The organism is Granulicoccus phenolivorans DSM 17626 = NBRC 107789 = JCM 15570, from assembly GCF_000423085.1.
Taxonomy (GTDB): Bacteria; Actinomycetota; Actinomycetes; order Propionibacteriales; family Propionibacteriaceae; genus Granulicoccus; species Granulicoccus phenolivorans.
In genome coordinates this window covers 1-6,136 of record NZ_AUHH01000066.1, presented here as the reverse complement: position 1 = coordinate 6,136, position 6,136 = coordinate 1, and the positions used below count along the sequence as shown (strand labels likewise).

Annotated in this window: 4 protein-coding genes and 1 pseudogene; 1 reads left to right on the top strand and 4 read right to left on the bottom strand. The window is 64.0% G+C overall.

Annotated features, from left to right (window positions below):
- Nucleotides 1-27 precede the first annotated feature (27 nt).
- From G531_RS0117085 to G531_RS25860, 4 genes and pseudogenes are all read right to left on the bottom strand, one after another.
- Nucleotides 28-993 carry an IS481 family transposase gene (locus tag G531_RS0117085; protein ID WP_026927474.1) on the bottom strand — a complete coding sequence of 322 codons (966 nt, stop codon included), beginning with the start codon at nt 991-993 and terminating at the stop codon, nt 28-30.
- A 107-nt stretch (nt 994-1,100) separates the two neighbouring features.
- Complete coding sequence (locus tag G531_RS0117080; RefSeq protein ID WP_026928145.1) at nt 1,101-1,391, bottom strand: hypothetical protein; 291 nt, start codon at nt 1,389-1,391, stop codon at nt 1,101-1,103.
- A 541-nt stretch (nt 1,392-1,932) separates the two neighbouring features.
- Nucleotides 1,933-3,244: pseudogene (locus G531_RS23655) on the bottom strand (ISL3 family transposase).
- 718 nt (nt 3,245-3,962) lie between these two features.
- Nucleotides 3,963-4,754 carry a hypothetical protein gene (locus tag G531_RS25860; RefSeq protein WP_145978817.1) on the bottom strand — a complete coding sequence of 264 codons (792 nt, stop codon included), beginning with the start codon at nt 4,752-4,754 and terminating at the stop codon, nt 3,963-3,965.
- Nucleotides 4,755-5,333: 579 nt separating this feature from the next.
- Here G531_RS25860 and G531_RS23650 point away from each other — a divergent pair.
- On the top strand, nt 5,334-6,136 hold an 803-nt coding region (locus tag G531_RS23650; protein WP_081684232.1), incomplete at its 3' end, for an integrase catalytic domain-containing protein.

Genomic DNA, 6,136 nt, shown 5'->3' with positions numbered 1-6,136 from the left:
CCTAGCTGTACCCGGCCATGAGGTTGGTTACAGGCGGCTGATCGGGGGCTGGTCTCTGAGTGCGGTGTGGCGTCGTTCAGTGTTGTAGTACTCCAGCCAGGGTGCAAGAGCGGCGGCACGTTCGTTGTTGCTGGTGAAGACCTGTCGGTAGGCCCACTCGGTCTGCAGGGTGCGGTTGAACCGTTCCACCTTCCCGTTCTGCCAGGGGCAGTGCGGTTTGATGAACAGGTGCCGCGCCCCGAGCAGGCCGAGCGCTTCGGCGAAGGCGTGGGCGTGGCGGTAGGAGAAGTGGTTATCGGTGATCACCTGCTCGATCCGGGCGATCCCGTAGCCGGCGAACGCTTCGGCGGCCCGCAGCAGGAACCCTGCGCAGGTGGTGCCTTTCTCGTCGGGCAGGATCTCGGAATAGGCCAGCCGGGAGTGGTCATCGACCATCGAGTGCACGTAGTCGTACCCGATCCGGGCCCGCTTCTTTGCGGCGGTGGAGCCCATCTGGCGCCCGTGCGCCTTCCAGCCGCCGCCGTCGGGGATCTTGCCGATCTTCTTGACGTCGACATGGACGAGTTCACCGGGCCGGTCTCGTTCGTAGCGCACCGCGGTCGTCTTGGAGGCCCGGATCACCGTCCCGGTCAACGGGTCGCACTCGCGGAGATACGGGACGCCGTGGCGGCGCAGGACCCGGGACACGGTCCGGGCCGGGATACCGAGTTCGGGGCCGAGCCAGTCTGGTCCCCGACGCTGCTGCCGGCGCAGCGCGAGGATGGCTTCCTCGGTCTCGGCCGGGGTCTGGCGGGGGCAGTGGTGGGGACGGGAGGAGCGGTCGGCCAGGGCGTGCCAGCCGTAGGTGCGGTAGCGCTTGATCCAGCGGTGTGCACATTGCCGTGACACGCCTTGGGCTTTGGCCGCGTGCGCGACGGCCCAGCCCTGCTGGCAGACACGCTGGACCAGCAGTTGCCGGCCTCGCACGTTCAGGCGGGCATTACGGTGGGACATGAAGACCTCCGGACGGTGAACGACTTTGACACTCGCCACCGCACCCCGGAGGTCTTCCTACGTCAACAACATCCCGGGAGTGTCACCAACCTCCTGGCCGAGTACACCTAGCGGTCGGGCAAGCCAGCGGCGTCTGCTGAATTGGCGGCAGCGCCACGGTTGCACCGGCGCACCCAGAGTCCGGCGGCTGCAGTGCCGATCATCAGGCCGGCACCGGCCAGCACGACGTTGAGTTGCAGCACATACGGTGCAGGACTGCTGTGGCACCGAGCCTGGTCCAGGTCACACAGCAGATATTCCACTATGCCGGCGCGATGCGGACCCACTGGATACTGCAGGAGGATCCAGCAGGCGACCATGGCGAGGAGGAAGATCGGAATCGACAGCCAGCGGGCCAACTGCCACCTTCTCACCTGCATGCCTCCAACCTGGATTCCCGTTCGGGTCCCGGTCGGGCTGCTGCCGACCTCGCGGCACAAGTTCACGCCGCACCGGGAAGGGCCAGTGTGACATGGGTGCCAGTATTCACTGGAACCAACGGGTCGACGACCGCGGGCGCGAACCCCTGCTGAGCAGCCTTACCATCAACTGGCAGGCACGGGAGTTGCTGGGGCGGGAGTAGGCGCTGCCAGCTGAGCCGGCAAGAAAATGGTTGGCCGGCGACATGGCGACCACGGTGGTCCCGGGCGGCCATGGACGGCTTCTTTGCTGGCCAGCGGATTCGCGCTGCTGTCCGCCATGGCCACCGCGACCGTGTATCGACTGCGGCTGATGACCGCGATCAACTGCCGGCCGTTGCCCTTGTTGAGCCACGTCTTGTGAACGGGGAGCAGGAACACCACGTCCTGACGATCGATCGCGTTCACCTGGCTGAGGGCGGCCTTCAACGCGTCGGAGTCACCGGCTGACCGCGGTCGGTGTCACGGCCACATTCGCGGCTCATCGCAATCCAGAGTGTAGTTGGGGTCTGAATCCGCCAGCCTCCAGGAGTGCTCGGGCGGTGTAGTGGGTGAGGTTTCGGAACCCGAGGGCCAGTCCGCGCAGGTGCTCGAGGCGACCATTGAGTGCTTCGGTGGGGCCGTTGCTGGTGCGGGGGTAGGTCGAAGTAGGCGAGAATGTCGGCAGCGCGCTTCTTCAGGGTCCGGCCCAGGCTGATGACCTCGCTGAGTGCGTGCGGAACCCCGGAACTGACGCTGTCGATCAGCCGGTGCATCAACACTCTCCCGGTCGCCCGATCAGGTTCGCGGTAGGCGGTGATCATGCGCTGGTAGATCCCCCAGGTGGCCTCGACCAGGACATGGTCGTCGTTGTGGAACAGCGTGGTCAGTCGGGTCTGCTGGGTGGGGGTGAGGAGCGCGGCACCGGTATGCAGGGTGCGTCGGGCCCGATACAGCGGATCTTCTTTGCGGCCGCGGTGCCCGTGGACCTGCTGTTGTACTCGGCGCCGACACTGATCCAACGCATCCCCGGCCAGCCGGACCACGTGAAAGGGGTCCATCACGGTGGTGGCGTCGGGGAGTTCCTCGGTGGTAGCGGTTTTGAACCCGGTGAAGCCGTCCATGGCGACCACCTCGACCGCATCGCGCCAGCCTTGGTCCCGCTCGGCCAGCCAGGCCTTGAACGCCTGTTTCGACCGGCCATCGACCATGTCCAGCAACCGCGCTGGCCCGGAACCGTCCCGGACCGGGGTCAGATCGATGATGACGGTGACGAACTTGTCGCCGCGGCGGGTGTGCCCCCAGCAATGCTCGTCGACGCCGATCACGGTGACACCATCCAGGCGATGCGGGTCATTGATCAGCAGACGCCGACCCTCGGCGAGCACGGCATCGTTGGCGGTGTTCCAGGACACCGCCAACGCCTCAGCGATCCGTGCCATCGACAGGTGCTGGCACACGATACCGACCAGCGCCCAGGCCAGCCCGGTCCGGGAAATCTTCGCTCGCGGTGCGGCTGCCCTGGTGGTGTCTTGGCGCCACACATGAGCGCACTCGGTGCACCGGTAACGACGGACCGTGATCAGCAAGAGGGTGGGGCGCCACCCGAACGGTGCGTGGGCCAGTCGACGGGTGACGGTGTCGCGGGGAACGCCCTGACAGCCGCATCGGTGACACCAGTCATCCTCCTCGATCACCCGGCATGCCAGGACCGTCCGACCTGGCTCCAGTCGTTGCCCGGTGACCTCCAGGCCCACGTGGTCCAGGCCGGTAAACGTGCTCAGGTCCGGACGGGTGAAGGTAACGTCAGCCATGTCGAGGTCTTCCAGATGAGGCGTGTAGGAACCTTCACCCTCGGGAGACCTCGACCCCAGACATCCCCGACGCGCCGCTCACACTCACCAAACCTCTACACCCTCAATTGTGAAGAGCCACATTCGCCCCAACGAAACGCTGGGCATCCAGGGCCCTATCGAGCGTCTCCTCGATCAGCCCGTCCTTTACGAGCTGGAAGGGGTGATCCTTACTTGCCCATGCGCCCAGTGACGCAGGCTCGATCGTCATCAGCAGGTCCGGATGGCTCCGACGAAGTGTCTCCAGGGTCCCGGGGGCGGCGGCCAGTGATGATGAGTCCGCCGACCGCCCTCCCAGACCAGCAGTCACGCTCCTCCGACCCGATGAATCTGTACGCGCACGTGCTGTTGAGGATGGATGAAGGTGTCTAATCACCCTGGTCGACGTCTCGCATGCCGGCGGCACCTGGGGAGTTTCTGTCAGAGCGGCTGCACCAACGCACCCAGATACCGGCTGCTGCAGTTCCGGTCACAAAGCTGGCAATTGCCAGGATTACGTTGAGCTGTAACACATACGGCGGGGGAGTGCTGTGACATCGAGCCTGATCCAGATCACAAAGCAGGTACTCCAACATCCCGGCGTGATGGGGGCCCACTGGGTATTGAAGGAGTATCCAGCAGGCGATCATGCTCGCGATGAAGATCGGGATTGACATCCATCTTGCAAGCCGACGCTTTGTCACCAGATCGGCCCGCACCATTCGGTGTAGTAGTAGGGGCCGCTGTATGTGTCATAGCTGACGCATCCGGGAGCTCGCCACCCCCGATCCGAGTTAAAGAACCAGCTGCCATCGCTGCCGGGCCCAGGGAACGGTCTATCAAAGTCCAGCCCCATGCAGGATGACGTCGCTGTCGATCCCAAGCAATCGTTGGTCACAGGATCAAAGATTCCGTGCATGACGCTCGAGGGATGATGGCCCGGGTCGGCTACGATACGGGAACGAAGGAGCCAGTAGTTGGGATTGCCGCTCTGCGCATTAAGGCGTTTGGGATAACCGATGCCGATCGACATAGTAAGGTCGCCGCAGCCGTCGCTCGAGTTGATCGTGTCGAAGTAAGGATCGGCATCACCTAATGCGGCGCCACTAGGCTGTTCAAGTACCCAGAAACGAGGGAGCCCGTTTTCCGGGCGACCAGCCCAGTAGTCGTAATCCTTGTCTCCTCCGACACAGACTGGGCGGGATCCCACAATTGTGGAATCGGAATGGAGAACGATGTCGTTCTCGATACCCCAGCCCGCCGGAACTTCCATCGGGGTGTGACCTTGGGACCCGTCCCACTCGAACTCATGGTCTATATGTCGGCCGTCCGGAGCATCATAAGCCTGAACGGCCGAATAGTTGGGTGCGTACAAATCGCCAACTGCGCTGGGCTGGAGACCGCCGGCTTGATTGCGCTGGGTGCGCCCAAGCGCCAGCGATGCGACTGGAAATTTTGAGCGTTCGAACTTAATCTCCCGCAGGCGGGTCACTGACGGGTCACTGCTTGAACGTATGAGGCCGGTGATAACCGGCGCCGTCCGATAGGGTGAGACTTGTTGCTCGAAGCCAACTCTATTCTGGTCTGCCGACCGTGTCGTGTCCAGTCGGAATTCCCCAACCGCGTTGCTGTACTCAAATCGAATACCTACGACGTCCGTTTGTGATGCAATGCGCTTCCATGCTTCATCAGGCGACAGGGCCTGTACGTCCTCCGTGACAGTAGCGGATGGGCGTGAGTCAGGAGCTCCTGGAGTCGAGGGTTCTGCGTTGGCGATGCTTGGTGAACTCGCGCAAAGCACTGCCGTCAGTATCGCGGCAGCGCCGAGAAGCTTGGGAACCCCTGAGGTCCGAGCCTGCATGTTCTCCCCATTCCTCCGTTACGCCCGGTTCCTCTGTTGCGCCCGGTCGGACGTTTGCTGGTTCGAGCCAGCTGGCGTCACGACGTATTCTTGCTGCGTCACCTCACATACGCAAATCGCCGACGAGACTCACACAGAGTCCCCGCGTAGCAGGGTGCCGTGCCTCACATAGTTTCCCCCGGGAAGTGTGGGTGGCGGTCACGATGGGGTGTGAGTGAGAAGGATCTGTCGTTGGCTGCCAGGTACGAGGTGACCAAGAAGTTTGCGCAGGCTTATGCGGCGGCGCCGAAGAAGGGCAAGAGCGAGATCTTGGACCAGGTGGTCGCGGTGACCGGCTGGAACCGCGACCATGCCCGGCAGCAGTTGACCGGCCGGCTGCGGGCACCGGGTCGGGCCCGGGCCACGGTCGCGGTGATCGACCGACGCACGACCAAAACACGCCGGTACTCCTATGACGCATTGGTGATCCTGCGTCAGGTCTGGGCGACCGCGGGCGGGAGTTGTGAGAAGTACCTCGCGGCAGCCATGAGCGACTGGCTGGACGCGATGGAGGCCGAGGGCACCCTGGTCGCCGGCCAGGGCCGCTACAGCGTCGAGGTGCGGGCGGAACTGGAAGCGATGTCGGCGGCCACGATCGATCGGTACCTGGCCCCGACCAAGGCCACCGACCCGATCCGGGGCAAAGCCGCGACCCGGCCCGGGCATCTGCTGCGGAACTCGATCCAGATCCGTAAAGCCGGTGACGAGGTCGAAGCCGAGCCCGGCTTCTTCGAGGTCGATACCGTCGCCCATTGCGGGCCCAGCCTGAAAGGAGAGTTCGCGCGCAGTGTGAACTTCACCGATATGCACACCGGCTGGGTGTTCACTCACGCGGTCCGCAACAACGCCCACGTCCATATTCGGGCCGCGTTCGACGCGTTCGTGGCGTCGGTCCCGTTCCTGGTGACCGGGATCGATTGTGACAACGGGTCGGAGTTCATCAACTACGACCTGATCGAGTGGGCCGGGCAACG